This window comes from Nitrospirillum guaranorum (assembly GCF_034653275.1).
GTDB lineage: Bacteria > Pseudomonadota > Alphaproteobacteria > Azospirillales > Azospirillaceae > Nitrospirillum.
In genome coordinates this window covers 675,979-689,712 of record NZ_JAYEES010000001.1, presented here as the reverse complement: position 1 = coordinate 689,712, position 13,734 = coordinate 675,979, and the positions used below count along the sequence as shown (strand labels likewise).

Sequence of the window (13,734 nt, the reverse complement as noted above, 5' to 3'; positions counted from 1 at the left end):
CGCAACGCATAGGCCCTGCCACCCAAGCCGAGCCAATGAAGATGCGACGGGCAGTTGGGTCCCGCCGGGACCTTGGGCAATGGGTCCTATCGGACCCTGGACGGTGCCGATGTCGGCACCCTTCATAGAGGGGAATAGCGCCATGACCGTCCTCGGCCCCGTGGCGGCGCCTGTTCCGGCCGCGCGCATGACGCCGGCCCAGGCCCGCGTCCTGTTCGCCGCCACCATGGGCAATTTCATGAGCGCCACGCCGGTGCTGTACACCGTGTTCGGCATGGTGCTGATCCCCATTTCCCAGGAATTCGGCTGGCCCCGCGCGCAGGTCTCGGGTGTGCTGGGCTTGGCCGCGCTGTGCGCGGCGGCGATGGCCTTCGCCACCGGGCCGCTGATCGACCGCTACGGCCCGCGCCGCCTGATCCTGATGGGCAGCCTGTCGTTCGCGGTGGCGCTGGGCCTGTTCTCCTTGGCGCCAGCCCGGGTGCTGCCGTTCTACGGCCTGTTCCTACTGGCCGACATCGCCGCCGCCTTCGCCTCGCCCATGACCTACAGCAAGGCGGTGTCGGGCTGGTTTGACCGGGGGCGCGGGGCGGCGCTGGGCTTCGCCGGCGGCGTGGGCAATGGCCTGGGCGCCACGGTCATCCCCATCATCGGCGGCCTGCTGTTGTCGCGTTTCGACTGGCGGGTGACCTATCAGGGCATGGCGCTGATGGTGGGGGCCATTGGCTTCCCCATTCTGCTGCGGTATTTGCGCGATCCGCCGCCCGGCGGCGTGCGGGACGCGGGGCCCGTGCCGGCGGAAAAAGTGACGGCCCCGGCCAAGGACCTGAGCCTGCGCCAGGCGGTCCGCACCCGCGCCTTCTGGATCACGGCCCTGGCCATCGGCCTGTGCGCGGCCTGCATGACGGCGATGTTCACCAACGTCGTGCCGGTACTGACGGAGCGGGGCTTCGCCCTGGCCGACGGGGTGGCGGTGGTGACCGTCTTCGCCCTGGTGTGCGCCGTGGCGCAATGGCTGATGGGCCTGGTGCTGGACCGCATCGCCACGCCCCTGATCCTGGTGCCTTTCTACCTGATGGGCCTGGGCGGCCTGCTGCTGCTGCAATACGGGCCCAGCATGCCGTGGCTGGTGGCGGCCGGGGTCATGATGGGATTGGGCCTGGGCGCGGAGTACAGCGCCCTGCCCTTCCTGGTGTCGCGCTATTTCGGCTTCCGCAGCTATGGCGCCATCGCCGGCGTGCTGTACGGCGGCATCAATGTCGGCATGGGGCTGATCCCTTTCGCCATGAACGGCATCTTCGACGCCTATCGGTCCTACGACCCGGCGCTGCACCTCATCCAGGGCTTGATGCTGGCCGCCACCGCCGCCTTCCTCTTCCTGCCAGCGCATGACAAGCCGCTGGCGGACTGAGCCGGCCCAGCCATATCCATGAAAAAAGGCGGGAAGCGATCCCGCCTTTTTCCGTTCCGGCGCGCGCCTCAGCCGAACAGCTTGGCCGCCAGCTTGGCGACATGGGCGCCCTGGAAGCTGGCGATGCCCAACTCGGCTTCGGACGGCTGGCGGGAGCCGTCGCTGGCCGACAGCGTGGTGGCGCCGTAGGGCGTGCCGCCCTGCACCGCGCCCAGTTCACCCAGGCGGGGCTCGGCATAGGGCACGCCCACCACCACCATGCCGTGGTGCAGCAGGCTGGTGTGGAAGGACAGCAGGGTGCTTTCCTGGCCGCCGTGCTGGGTGGCGGTGGAGGCGAAGACGCTGCCGATCTTGCCGATCAGCTTGCCCTGGGCCCACAGGCCGCCCGTCTGGTCCAGGAAGTTGCGCATTTGGGCCGCCATCATGCCGAAGCGGGTGGGCGTGCCGAAAATGATGGCGTCATAGTCCGCCAGCTCTTCCGGGGCGGCGATCGGCGCCTCCTGGTCCAGCTTGGCATAGGCCTTTTCCGCCACGTCGCGCGGCATCAGTTCCGGCACGCGCTTCACCACCACCTCGGTGCCGGCCACGGACTTGGCGCCGTCGGCCACGGCGTAGGCCATCTTCTCGATGTGGCCCCAGGTGGAATAGTAAAGGACAAGGATCTTCGCCATCGTCAGTCTCCAGGCGGGTTATAGGTGGCCGGCATATGCCACGGGGCCCATGGCCCGCCAAGGCATGGGCCGCCTGAGGCAAGTCCCCGGGCAGTTCTGGACAAGACGGGCCGGATGGCCTTCCCTACCCTCACACTCGCGACGGACCTGGTGTCGTGGATGCTGGGACATCCCCATCGGACGGTCCGCGAGACAGGAGTAGTGAGGAGAGGTTAGTGGAAACCCTCGAAGCCCTGCGCACGCGCCCCCTGAAGCCCGGTTTCGGCGCGGAAATTCTGGATGTGGATCTGAAGACGGCATCGCCTGAGGAAGTGGGCCAGGTGGTGGAGGCCTTCCACCGCCACGGCGCCATCCTGCTGCGCGGCCAGGATTTGGACCCCGCCGGCCTGAAGGCCTTCCTGGGCCGCTTCGGCCCGCTGGAGGGCCACACCCAGAAGCAGTTCACCCTGCCCGAACACCCCGAGGTCTACATCCTGTCCAACAAGGTGGTGGACGGTAAGCCCATCGGCGCCCACAACGACGGCGTGGGCTGGCACACCGACTATTCGTACAAGGCCGAGCCGGTGATGTGCACCATGCTGTACGCGGTGGAAGTGCCGGCCGAGGGGTCGGACACCCTGCTGGCCGACCTGTGCGCCGCCTACGACGCCCTGCCCGAGGAACGGCGGGCCCAGCTGGACGGGCTGCGGTTGCATCACAGCTACGAATACTTCATGACCAGCCGGCAGTACCTGCGGGTGGACCAGTTGAGCCCGGAACTGAAGGCGGAGAACCCGGACGTCATCCACCCCCTGATCCGCACCCACCCCGCCGACGGGCGCAAGGCCCTGTGGGTCAGCACCGGCACGGTGAAGGAGGTGGTGGGCATGCCTAACCCGCAGGGGCTGGAACTGCTGGACGAGCTGGTGGAATTCGTGACCCAGGACCGTTTCGTCCACGCCCACAATTGGCAGGTGGGCGACATCCTCATCTGGGATAACCGCTGCACCCTGCACACCGGCACCCTGTACGACGACAAGAAGTACACCCGCCTGATGCACCGCATGTGGGTGAAGGGCGACCGGCCTTTCTAAATTGCCTTAATCGCCGGGCGGCCACGTCCTTGGCCGTGGCTATCCTCGTTCCGCCCTGCGGTGCTCACTCCGGGGCCGGCGGTCGCCGGCCTGCGGTTCAGGATGGTTCGATCTCCTAAGACTGGCCGTGGGCATGATTCCACGGCCACTTTTTTACCGATGGGGCGTTTGATGACGACGACAAGACCGCGCACTTGGCTGATCACCGGCGTCAGTTCGGGCTTCGGCCGGGCACTGGCCCAAGCGGCGCTGGACCGGGGCGAGCGGGTTTGGGGCACCGTGCGGAGCGAGGCCGATGCCGACGCCTTCCGCGCCCTGGCGCCGGACTTGGCCCGCGCGCCCATCCTGGACGTGACGGACGAGACGGCGGCGCACCGCGTGGCCGCGGCGGTGGAGGCCGACAGCGGCTGTCTGGGTGGGGGCGGCATTGATATCCTGGTCAACAACGCCGGCTATGGCCTGGTGGGCGGCGTGGAGGAAACCAGCCTGGCCGACGCCCGCGCCCAGTTCGAGGTCAACGTCTTCGGCGCGCTGGCCATGATGCAGGCCGTGCTGCCCTTCATGCGCGGCCGCCGGTCCGGGCACATCGTCAACATCACCTCCGTCTCCGGCTTGGTGGGCTGGCCCAGCCTGGGCCTCTATTCCGGCAGCAAGTTCGCGCTGGAGGGCATCACCGAAACCCTGGCGCAGGAGGTGGCGCCCCTGGGCATCAAGGTGACGATGGTGGAGCCTGGCGGCTTCCGCACCGACTTCGCCGGCCGCTCGCGCAAGCGCAGCGAGGCGGACACCGACCGCCCCGACCTGGCCGCCGACTACGACGCCACCGTGGGGGAGTGCAAGCGCATCCTGGCCAGCCACGCCGGACAGGAGCGCGGCGATCCCGCCCGCGCGGCGCTCGCCATCCTGAAGGCCCTGGACGCGGAAACGCCACCCCTGCGCCTGCTGCTGGGTGAGGATGCCGTGGGTTATGCGACGATGAAGCTGACCCGCCAGCTGGCCGACATCGAGGCCTGGCGCGCCGTGTCGGTGGACACTGATTTCGTGGCGTGACACCAACGATGGCGCCCCGCCGCGTTCGCATCGGAACGCGGCGGGGCGCCAGCACCCTATTCAGGGGGATTGAGTCACGCGTCGACGCGCGCCCTGTCCCAGGCCGCCGCCACGTCCCCGCTTTCCACCAGCAGGGCGCAGTTCTTCGACAGGGCGTGCAGGGCGCCCCAGTGCAAGGCCGGCTCATAGGCGGCGCAGGCGTCGGCCACGATGAAGACGTGGAAGTCGCGATGGAAGGCGTCGCGCACGGTGCAGTCGACACAGCATTCGGTGGTGAAGCCGCAGACGACCAGGGTGTCGATGCCCTGGGCCCTCAGCCGCGCCTCGAAATCCGTGCCGGCGAAAGCGGAGAACAGCACCTTCTCCACCTCCATCTCGCCCGGCCGCGGCGCCACGCCGTGATAATCGGCGCCAGGGGTGCCGGCGCGGCAGATGCCCACCGCCTCAGCCGGCCAGCCCCGCCGCTCATAAAGGGCTTTCAGGGCCACGCCATCCGTTTCCGGCCGGGTGATGACGCGGATGAAGACGGGCGGCACGCCGGCGGCGCGGGCGGCGGCCAGCAGCGGGCGGATGCGGTCCAGCGTCGGCTCGACAACGCCCAGATCCAGGCCTGCCTGGCCGATGGCGCCCTCGGGCGCGATGAAGTCCACTTGCGGATCGATGATCAGCAGGGCCGTGCGATCCGGCCGAATCATGGGCGGCAGCGCCGCCGCCGGCACCGGCGGGTCCAGCGTCAGGGTGACGGTCACGGGCCCGGTTGGGACGCCCTCAGTCGGGACGCCCTCTTTCAAGATGGTGGGCATCAGTAGGGCCTGTCCCCGGCGACGGTGACGCGGAAGCCGGAGCGGACGTTGGGGAAATAATCCCAGACGGCCAGATGCTGCACGGCGCGGTTGTCCCAGAAGGCCACCGAATGGGGTTCCCAGCGGAAGCGGATCTGGAAGTTCGGGTTCTTCACATGGTCGAACAGCAGGCCCAGCACGGCCCGGCTCTCCTCCTCCGGCACGCCCTCGATGCGGGTGGTGTAGGAGGAGTTCACGAACAGGCACTTGCGCCCCGTCACCGGGTGGGTGCGCACCACCGGGTGGCTGTTGCAGGGGTAGCGCTTGTCGTAATCCTTGAACAGCGCGTGATAGACGGGGTTGGCGTCATGCACCGCCGTCAGGCCGTCCAGATAGGCCTTCATGCGGTCCGACAGCGCGTCGTAGGCGGCATACATGCTGGAGAAGCAGGTATCGCCCCCCACCGGCGGCAGCGTGTGGATGTAGAGGATGCTGCCCAGCGGCGGCTCCGCGTCGCAACTGAGGTCGGAGTGCCAGTTCTCCCCCGCCACGTACTTGGAATTGGCGTCGGCGTGGATGGCCACGATCTCCGGATGGCCGTCGATGCCGGCCACGGCGGAATGGATGGCGAGGCGACCGAAGTGCCGGCCGAAGGCCTTGTGCGCCTCGTGCGTCAGGGCCTGCTGGTCGCGGAAAAAGATGACCTGGTAACGGGCGAAGGCGTCCTTCACCTCCGCCACCTGCAGGTCCGTCAGCGGCTGCGACAGGTCGATGCCCAGCAGTTCGGCCCCCAGCGCCACGGCGCTGGGTTTCACACGGAAGCTCTGATACTCGCGGATGCCGTTGTCCATGGCGTCACACCTTGCCTGTCGAAACGCCGCTGGGGAAAGCCTCACGGATGGCCGGCAGCACCTCTTGGGCGAAGCGCGGCACACCGGTGATGTAGTCGGGGAAGATCAGCATCATGCCATCCAGGTCGCAGCCGCCCAGCATGTCGATCAGCTTGGCGGCGATCGTCCCGGGCGCGCCCACCAGGTGGCTGGACATGAAGCCGGACTTGGCCTTGGTGGTGAAGTCGTTCTGGCGGCCGATCTCCACGTCCAGGAAGCCGTAGGCCTTCATCATGCCGCGCCAGGCGCCCTCGTCGAAGCCCTCGACGTACCGGGCGGCCAGCGCCTCGGCCTCCGCGTCCGTGTCGCCCAGCACCAGGGTCATCATGGAATAGGTCTTGATGGCGCGGCCGGCCTCTTTCGCCATGGCCTTGGCCATGCCGCTGTTCTTGGCCAGCTCTTCCTTGCTGGAACCGGACAGGAAGATGGCATCCATCTCATTGATGGTGAAGGCCATGCCCCGCTTGCTGGATCCGGCGCAGACCAGGAAGGGCCGCGAGAACGGCTTGGGATCGGACTGGCAGTCGGTCAGGGTCACGTACTTGCCCTGGTAATCGACCGTGTCCTCGGTCCACAGCCGCTTGATGGCGTGCACCCATTCCTCGGCGAAGGTGTAGCGCTCGTCATGGTCCAGCTCGTCCCGCCAGGCGCCCATCTGCTCGAACTCGCCCTTGTACGAGCCGTTGACGACGTTCAGGCCGGCGCGGCCCTGGCTGATGTGGTCCAGGGTCATGATCATCTTGGCGGTCACGGCCGGATTCTGCAGCAGGGTGTGGACGGTGGCCCACACCTTGACCTCCTTCGTCACCTCCGCCAGGCCCGCCATCATCATCTGGCTTTCCATGGCATAGCGCCAATGCTCGGTCGCGCCGCCGTAGCCGCGCCACTTGGCCATGGCCATGATGAAGTCATAGCCGGCGCCGTCGGCCAGCTGGGCCACCTGGCGGTTATAGGCGTAGGAGCCGTCGATGCGCGGGGCGGAGGAGGACAGGATCCAGCCGCCGTTGGCGATGGGCAGGAAGATGCCCAGGTCCTTGCCCCCCGCGTCGGAGGGCAAGGGCGCGCGCTTCAGTTCGGTCGTCTGCGTCATGATGGAACCAGGCCTCCCTTAGAACGAGTAATTGACGCTGAACAGCATCTGGCGCGGCGGAATGTACTGGTTGCTGACCACGCCGCTGCCGTAGGGGTCGGTGTAGCGCCCGGAGACGCCGGCCCGGTCCAGCAGGTTGGTGACGGTGAAGGTGGCCCGCCACGGGCCGCTTTCCGGCACGTATTCGAAGAACAGGTTCACCTGGCTGTACGACGGCACGTGATCGGTCCCGGCCTCGTTGAACACCCGCGCCTGGTAGTCGCTGCGGAACAGCAGCTCGGCCCGCGACACCAGGGTACCGTATGCGCCCAGGGTTTGCTGCCAGCTGGCGTTGACCCCGCCGGCGGCACCCGGCATGTCGGGCGGGGTGTTGCCCTTGACGTTGATGGACTGGGCAGCCCTGATGGCGAACCACTGCGCGCTGTAGGGATAGGTGATGCCGGCGGCCACGGCCTTGGCGGCGGCGGCGTCGGCCAGGCGACGGTCCAACGCCAGATAGCTGTCGGGGATCTCGCCGTCCATCAGGGTCAGGTTGGCGCCCAGTTCCAGGCGGTTGTCCAGCAGGCGGTACTTGGCCTCGACCTCCGCACCCCACATGTTCACCTGGGGGATGTTGCCGATGCCACCGCTGTAGGGCACCGGATCCTCCTCGATGTACTGCATGTTGTTGTACTTGGAGTAGAAGGCGGACAGGTTGACGTTCAGGTGGTTGGCCAGGAAGCGGTTCTTGGACCCCAGTTCGAAGCTGTCCACCGTCTCCTTGTCATAACTGCCGGACACGACCATGGCGCTGGTGGTGCCGGTGTTGACGCCGCCGGGCTTATAGCCGCGCGACCAGCTGGCGTAGACCATGTTGTCCGGCGTCAGGTCGAAATCGGTCTCGGCCTTGCCGGTCAGGGCGTAGACGTTGGTGGAGCGGGGCGACGGCTTGCCGTAATAGTCGGAGCCCCAGCCGTCATACTGGTCGACATTGTAGCGCACGCCGCCGGTGAGGCGCAGCCGGTCGGTCAGGTGATAGGTCGCCTGCACGAAGGGCGCCACGCTGTCGCGGTCCACCGACGACAGGTTCTCATAGCTGAGGTTGGCCGGCAGGGCGGCGGGCGAGGTGTTGGTGGGCAGCACCGGCGTCGGGTCGCTGCCGTTGGTGCCCTTGTATTCCACCACGTACTGGCTGCTGTGGGAGTGCATGTAGAAGACGCCGGCGATCCAATCCAGGTCGGTCCCGGGGTTGGAGCTGAGCGTCACCTCCTCCATGACCGCGCGGCTCTTGGTGTTCCAGGCCGCCACGGTGTCATAGCCGCCGAACAGCGCCACGGTGCTGCGGTCGCTGTCGAACGACTGCTTGGCATCCATGTACTGATAGCTGCTGATGGACTTCAGGTTGGCGAACGGCAGGGAGTAGTTGACCGTCAGCGTGTCGACATCCATGGCCAGCTTGAACTTGGCCGGATAGTCCTGGGACACCTGGCGCGGGTCGCTGTTGGGGTCGTCCAGCGCCTTGAGCGCGGACCCATGGTGGTCGTCGTCAAAATGCTGGCCCGTCAGGGTGATGGTCAGGTTGTCGGTCGGCTGCCACAGGCCCGACAGCTTGTAGTTCACGTTGTTGGCGTCATCCAGGTCATAGCCGCCGGGCACGCCCGTGGCGGTGGAATAGCCGTCGTGGCTGGTCTTCTGCACCACGGCGCGGATGGCGGCCGTGTCGCCCACCGGCACGTTCAGCGCGGCCTTGCCCATGGCGTAGCTGTAGTTGCCGAAGGTGGCGGTGGCGTCGCCGGACAGCTTGCCCAGCTCCGGCTGTTTGCTGATGACGTTGATGGCGCCGCCGGTGGAGCTTTGCCCGAACACGGTGCCCTGCGGCCCGCGTAGCACCTCGACATGATCGACGTCCAGGAAGCCCAGGTTTAGCGCGATGTTGTTGGGAATGTAGACGTTGTCGATGTGGAAGGAGACGCCCGGCTGCGTGAAGAAGTTCTCCGGCGTCTGCGAACCCACGCCGCGGATGGAGACGATGACCTCGGACCCGCCGCTGGGGGTGATCTGCAAGCCCGGGACATAGCCGTTCAGGCCCAGCGGCCCGGTGACGTTGCCCTTTTCCAGCGTGTCGGCGGAAACGGCGGTGACGGACAGCGCGGCCTTCTGCAGGTCGACCTGGCGCTTTTCCGCCGTGACGATGATGGGTTCCAGCGCGTCCAACTCACCATCGGCGGCGCCGGCCGGGGCGTCCGCCGGGGCCGGCGGGGTTTGGGCATAGGCGGAGGCGGCCGTCATCATCGCGGCCGCCAGCACCCCCTGCCAATAGCGCAGCTTCACATCTCTCAACATGCCCGACCCCCATTCTTTGGTAGATGACGATGTGCATCGTCTTGAGGACAAGCATGCGGGCATCCCGCGAAGTATTCTTGTTATAGGACGCCCGGGAATTTGCCTGAATTCACCATTCCCCATACCCACCATGCACCCCTGCCACAGTCCATTATTTTATCTTTATCGCCAGACGCGTGGGCGCCACCCGCAGCCTTTGCCACGGGCGGCGCCCATATCGCCGGATTTAATGTTGTTATTCTTTGAACGTGTTCAGCTCGCGGGCACTTGGGCGACCGCGCCCTGGGTCCCGTCATCCGGCACGGCCGGGCGCCGGGCGAAAGGGCCGGCGCCGGCCAGCACCGGCCGCCCCAGCAGCGTCAAGGGCACGATGGCCGCCACCATCAGTACGGCGTACAGGTAGAAGATGGGGGCGAAGGTGCCGAGCTGGTCGGCGATGGCGCCGGCCGCCACCGGCCCCGCCGCCGCCACGGTGGTGATGGTCCACACCATGCCCAGCACCTGGGACCCGATGTCCTTGCCGAAATATTCCAGCAGCAGGACGCTGGCGGCCAGGTAGGCCACGCCCCAGCCGACGCCGAAGGCCAGGGCGAAGGCGCCGATGCCAACCAGGGTGCCGGCGTGGGCGAACAGGGCGATGCCCACAACCTGCAGCGCCAGGCCCAGGACCAGCAGCCGCCGGGTGGACATGATCTCGCACAGGGGCCCGGCGACGCCCTTCGCCACCGTCATGACCAGGGCCATGGCGGCCAGCGCGAAGGCCGCCGTGTCGGGCGCCACGCCCAGAATGCCCAGATGGTTCAGCGCCACGCTGTTGATGGTGGTGACACAGGCCATGGTCATGGTCATGGAGGCGGCCACGGCCAGGAACTGCGGCGTGGCGATGGCGCTGCGGTAGGTCCAGCCGATCCCCGTGGCCTCGGCCGCACTGACGGGCGCGCCCTCGGCACCGGCGGGCGCCTCGGCCTCGATGGCGCGGTCGCGCAGGCAGAGCAGGTTGACCAGGGTGACGGCCACGGCGACGCCGGCCATCTCCATCCAATAGACGCGCCAGTCCGCGCTGAACGCGACGATGGCGCGGGCCAGGGGGGGCCCACCACGCCGCCGAAGGCGCCGATCATGAGGTAGAGGCCGATCATGCGGGCCGAGCGGCGCGGGAACCAGCAGGCGATGGCGTAGATGGCCGGCACGTTGCCGGTCAGCGAATAGCCCAGGCCCAGCAACAGCATGGCCGCGTAGAAGGCCACCAGGCCATGGGTATACGAGGCCAGCATGTACGCCGCCACCAGCACCAGCCCCCCCAGGGCCATGGTGTAGCGGGGGCCGATGCGCTTCATCAGCGTGGTGGGGAAGACGCTGGACAGGCCGCAGGCGATGCCCAGCAGGGAGAAGCTGAAACCGGCCGCTTTGAAGGACCAGTGCAACTCGCCGACCATGGTGTAGAGCACCACGCCCAGCGAGGCGAACGTCGCGGCGTTGAGGAAAAAGAAGCTCAACGACACCGCCGCCAAGACCAACCACTCTCGCCGCATCAGGAAACTCCCGGGCTTATGGGTGTAAGTCATCACCGAAACGCTATCAGCCGATGCGGTCGCCGCGCTTGCCAACAGGCGAACAAATTCATGCCGAAAACGTCCGCCCACTGTGATGATAGGCACAGTTAACGGTTCTATCGCCTAAAAAAACAGCGATATTAAAAATGCTCAATAATTAACCAACTCAGCGTACCGGCCATGCCGGGCGCGGGGTCAGGCCGGCGCGGGCCAGCAGCGCGGCCTGGGAGGCGCGCGCCTCTCGCCGGAGGGCGTCCTCATCCACGCTCACGCAGCGGCCGTCCCGCACGACGACACGGCCGTCGACCACCACGTCGCGGACGGAGCGGCCGTCCGTGCCCCACACCAGGTGCAGGGCGGGATCGCCCGCCACCAGGAAGGGGGCGGAATGGGGATCATGCACCACCAGGTCGGCCCGCTTGCCCACCTCCAGCGAGCCGATGCGGTCGGCCATGCCTATGGCCCGCGCCCCATCGATGGTGGCCAGCGCGAAGGCCGTATCGGCCCCGAAACGATGGGCGTCCAGGCTCATGTCCCGCGCCAGGCCGGCGGCCAGGGCGGCAGCCCGGTGGATGTCCGGCAGGTCGCCGGCGTTGGGCGCGTCGCAGCCCAGCGCCACCCGCCCGCCGCGCAACACCATTTCCGCATGGCGTCCGGCCCGGCTGACTCCCTGGGCCAGGCGCAGATAGGCCCAGGGGCAGTAGGCCACCGCCGTGTCGCTGGCCAGCAGGGCGTCCATCTCGGCATCGTCCAGCCAGACGGCATGCGACAGCAGCAGGTGCGGGCCCAGCACGCCCAGGTCGGCCAAGTGCAGCAGCGGCCGCCGCCCTGACCGGCGCAGATAGGCCGCCACATCGGCCTCGGTGGGGGAGATGTGCATGGTCATGCCCACGCCCCGCCGCCGCGCGAGGTCGGCGGCCTCGCCCAGCAGGGCATCGCTGGCGAGGTCATGCCCCACCAGGGTCACCCACCCCTCCACCAAGCCGCCTTTCGGCAGGCCGTCCAGCACGGCCGCCTGGCGGGCCAGCACCTCCCGCGTGGGTGCCGCGTGGGGGGCGTCGGCCACGTCCCAGCCCCAGCAGCCCACCGCCGCCCGGATCCCGACATGGGCCAGGCCGGCGGCCACGCGGAAGGGATGGGCCACGGTGCCGGCCTCCACCACCGTGGTGGTGCCGTATTTCAGGGATTCCACAGCGGTCAGCGTGGCCGACAGCTCATCATCATCGGCGGTGTGCGCGCCGTGGATGGGCACCGCCCAGCCGAAGATGGACTCATCCGACGACTGCCGGTCGGGGATCAGGCTGCGCACCAGCGGGTCCCCCGTCAGATGCTGGTGCGCGTTGACCAGGCCCGGCGTGATGAGGCCGCCCCCGGCCTCCAGCACCGGCGCCGCCGGCCAACGGGCCTGCAGCGCCTCGGCCTTGTCCACGGCGATGATCCCGCCACCCGCGATGGCCACCCCGCCCTGGCGCCAGACCGTGCGGTTGGCATCCATGGTGACGACGTCGCCGCCCAGCACCAGCAGATCGGGCGCCGTCGACGCGGGGACGGTGGCCCCTGTCACGGCGCCCGGCCGCACAACGCCAGCGCCGCCATGGCGTACAGGCGCGTGCAATCCACCAGGTCGTCGATGCTGGGCCGCCAGCGGCGCGGTCCCATGGTCACGGACGGGATGCGGTTCATGTTGAAGACGTTGTGGTCGCGCCACATGCTGGAATAGACGGAATCGCTGATGGGCTGCGCCCCCCCGCGCACCCGGCCATGGGCATGGTCCAAAGCCATTTGCAGCGGTCGCACCGCGTCCGGGTCGGCGGTGAAGCCATGGCGCACGGTGTAGGGTTGGATTTTGACGTCACCGAAGCCCGCCTCGCGGAAGGCGCGCTTCAGGTCGCGGTCCACGGCGGCGATGGTCTGCACCGGGGTCAGCGCCACCTGGACATAGACGTTGCACACCTCGCTCGCCGCCCCCATGGCCTGCGGCGTGCCGCCCCGGATGGCGCCGATCTGCACCTTGGGCACGGCGGTGCCGCCGGGCCCCTCGAACCGGTGCTTCACCTCATACTCCCGCGCCCAGCGCTGGATGATCTCGATGGCCGGCGCCACCTTGACCAGGGGGCTGGGATGGTCGGCCAGCGCCTCGGGATGGGTCAGCAGCGGCGTGAACACCCCCTGGCCATAAATCGTGACGCGGAAATCGGCATAGCCGCAGGCCGTCCAGTTGACGCCGAAGTCCGTGCCCTCGGCCGAGATGACGTAGTCCGGCGCCACCCCGCCGTGGGACATCAGGTAGCAGGCGCCCAGTTCCTTGCCCAGATAATCGACGCCGCCCCTCTCCTCCGCCGGTTCCGGCCCGATCTCACCCGGGCAGGCCGTCAGGTATATGAGGCCGCTGAGATCGATGCCGGCCTTCTTCAGGGCCTTGGCCGCCATCAGGAAGCAGGCCATGGGGCCGCGGTCGTTGCCCACGGCGTGGCCGAAAAAGGTCTCCCCCTCCAGCCAGGCGCCCAGCCACTGGGGATCCGCCACCGTTTCCGGGCGATAGGTGTACTGGTCCGTCTCATCATAAAACGGGCTTTCGGTGTCCAGGTGGCTGGTGAACAGCAGGTTGGGGCCGTCGCCCTTGCCGCCATAGGTGCCAATGACGTTGAAGCGATGCTCCAGCAGCCCGGCCTTGCGGGGGGCGAAGCCGTTTTCCGCCATCCAGCCGTGGACGAACTCGCCGGCCTGCCGCTCCTGGCGCATGGGCGAGGGGATGCCGCACAGGTCCAGCACCAGTTTCACCAGCTCATCCCGGTCGATGGCCTTGGTGATGGCGGCGGCCTCTTCATCGGAAACCGCCAACGCGGCGTCATGCATCGTCATACCCTATCCCCTGCCCCATGCGTTGCTTGGATG

The 13,734-nt window shown here is 68.0% G+C and carries 12 protein-coding genes; 3 read left to right on the top strand and 9 right to left on the bottom strand.

The annotated features are described in order from the left end of the window. The first annotated feature begins 142 nt into the window (after window positions 1-142). Window positions 143-1,408, top strand: a complete 1,266-nt coding sequence (locus UAJ10_RS02720; RefSeq protein WP_322913830.1) for an MFS transporter — start codon at window positions 143-145, stop codon at window positions 1,406-1,408. Between the two features lie 68 nt (window positions 1,409-1,476). On the opposite strand, the gene wrbA is transcribed toward UAJ10_RS02720, so the two are convergent. Further along, complete coding sequence (gene wrbA / locus UAJ10_RS02715) at window positions 1,477-2,079, bottom strand: NAD(P)H:quinone oxidoreductase (protein ID WP_322913829.1); 603 nt, start codon at window positions 2,077-2,079, stop codon at window positions 1,477-1,479. 215 nt (window positions 2,080-2,294) lie between these two features. Between wrbA and UAJ10_RS02710 the strand changes: the two genes are divergently transcribed. Together UAJ10_RS02710 and UAJ10_RS02705 are read left to right on the top strand one after the other, a co-directional pair. Then, window positions 2,295-3,152, top strand: a complete 858-nt coding sequence (locus UAJ10_RS02710; protein ID WP_322913828.1) for a TauD/TfdA dioxygenase family protein — start codon at window positions 2,295-2,297, stop codon at window positions 3,150-3,152. A 171-nt stretch (window positions 3,153-3,323) separates the two neighbouring features. After that, window positions 3,324-4,202, top strand: coding sequence for an oxidoreductase (locus UAJ10_RS02705; RefSeq protein ID WP_322913827.1), 879 nt, complete (start codon window positions 3,324-3,326; stop codon window positions 4,200-4,202). A 74-nt stretch (window positions 4,203-4,276) separates the two neighbouring features. Here UAJ10_RS02705 and UAJ10_RS02700 read toward each other — a convergent pair whose 3' ends face one another. The 8 genes from UAJ10_RS02700 to UAJ10_RS02665 all read right to left on the bottom strand — a co-directional run bounded on the left by UAJ10_RS02700 (window position 4,277) and on the right by UAJ10_RS02665 (window position 13,701). Beyond that, window positions 4,277-5,005: a cysteine hydrolase family protein gene (locus tag UAJ10_RS02700; RefSeq protein WP_322913826.1), complete on the bottom strand. Its 729-nt coding sequence runs from the start codon at window positions 5,003-5,005 to the stop codon at window positions 4,277-4,279. Beyond that, window positions 5,005-5,835, bottom strand: a complete 831-nt coding sequence (locus UAJ10_RS02695; protein ID WP_322913825.1) for a TauD/TfdA dioxygenase family protein — start codon at window positions 5,833-5,835, stop codon at window positions 5,005-5,007. Before UAJ10_RS02695 ends, UAJ10_RS02700 begins: the two co-directional genes overlap by 1 nt. Before the next feature lie 4 nt (window positions 5,836-5,839). Then, window positions 5,840-6,964: an LLM class flavin-dependent oxidoreductase gene (locus tag UAJ10_RS02690; RefSeq protein WP_322913824.1), complete on the bottom strand. Its 1,125-nt coding sequence runs from the start codon at window positions 6,962-6,964 to the stop codon at window positions 5,840-5,842. A gap of 18 nt (window positions 6,965-6,982) precedes the next feature. Then, complete coding sequence (locus tag UAJ10_RS02685) at window positions 6,983-9,286, bottom strand: TonB-dependent receptor (protein ID WP_322913823.1); 2,304 nt, start codon at window positions 9,284-9,286, stop codon at window positions 6,983-6,985. A gap of 252 nt (window positions 9,287-9,538) precedes the next feature. Beyond that, entirely contained in the window at window positions 9,539-10,123 is a 585-nt protein-coding gene (locus UAJ10_RS02680; protein ID WP_322914491.1) for an MFS transporter, read from the bottom strand. An 8-nt stretch (window positions 10,124-10,131) separates the two neighbouring features. Then, window positions 10,132-10,818 (bottom strand): MFS transporter, encoded by a 687-nt coding sequence (locus UAJ10_RS02675; protein WP_322913822.1) that lies wholly within the window; start codon window positions 10,816-10,818, stop codon window positions 10,132-10,134. Window positions 10,819-11,005: 187 nt separating this feature from the next. Further along, entirely contained in the window at window positions 11,006-12,403 is a 1,398-nt protein-coding gene (locus tag UAJ10_RS02670) for an amidohydrolase family protein (RefSeq protein ID WP_322913821.1), read from the bottom strand. Continuing rightward, entirely contained in the window at window positions 12,400-13,701 is a 1,302-nt protein-coding gene (locus tag UAJ10_RS02665) for a zinc-binding metallopeptidase family protein (RefSeq protein WP_322913820.1), read from the bottom strand. The genes UAJ10_RS02670 and UAJ10_RS02665 overlap by 4 nt, the downstream gene beginning before the upstream one ends. Window positions 13,702-13,734 lie beyond the last annotated feature (33 nt).

What these genes read in the sequence shown, in the direction of transcription:
- UAJ10_RS02690 (WP_322913824.1), bottom strand. Translation starts at nt 6,964, where the DNA reads ATGACGCAGACGACCGAACTGAAGCGCGCGCCCTTGCCCTCCGACGCG.
- UAJ10_RS02680 (WP_322914491.1), bottom strand. Translation starts at nt 10,123, where the DNA reads ATGGCCTGTGTCACCACCATCAACAGCGTGGCGCTGAACCATCTGGGC.
- UAJ10_RS02700 (WP_322913826.1), bottom strand. Translation starts at nt 5,005, where the DNA reads ATGCCCACCATCTTGAAAGAGGGCGTCCCGACTGAGGGCGTCCCAACC.
- UAJ10_RS02685 (WP_322913823.1), bottom strand. Translation starts at nt 9,286, where the DNA reads ATGTTGAGAGATGTGAAGCTGCGCTATTGGCAGGGGGTGCTGGCGGCC.
- UAJ10_RS02705 (WP_322913827.1), top strand. Translation starts at nt 3,324, where the DNA reads ATGACGACGACAAGACCGCGCACTTGGCTGATCACCGGCGTCAGTTCG.
- UAJ10_RS02695 (WP_322913825.1), bottom strand. Translation starts at nt 5,835, where the DNA reads ATGGACAACGGCATCCGCGAGTATCAGAGCTTCCGTGTGAAACCCAGC.
- UAJ10_RS02675 (WP_322913822.1), bottom strand. Translation starts at nt 10,818, where the DNA reads ATGCGGCGAGAGTGGTTGGTCTTGGCGGCGGTGTCGTTGAGCTTCTTT.
- UAJ10_RS02665 (WP_322913820.1), bottom strand. Translation starts at nt 13,701, where the DNA reads ATGACGATGCATGACGCCGCGTTGGCGGTTTCCGATGAAGAGGCCGCC.
- wrbA (WP_322913829.1), bottom strand. Translation starts at nt 2,079, where the DNA reads ATGGCGAAGATCCTTGTCCTTTACTATTCCACCTGGGGCCACATCGAG.
- UAJ10_RS02720 (WP_322913830.1), top strand. Translation starts at nt 143, where the DNA reads ATGACCGTCCTCGGCCCCGTGGCGGCGCCTGTTCCGGCCGCGCGCATG.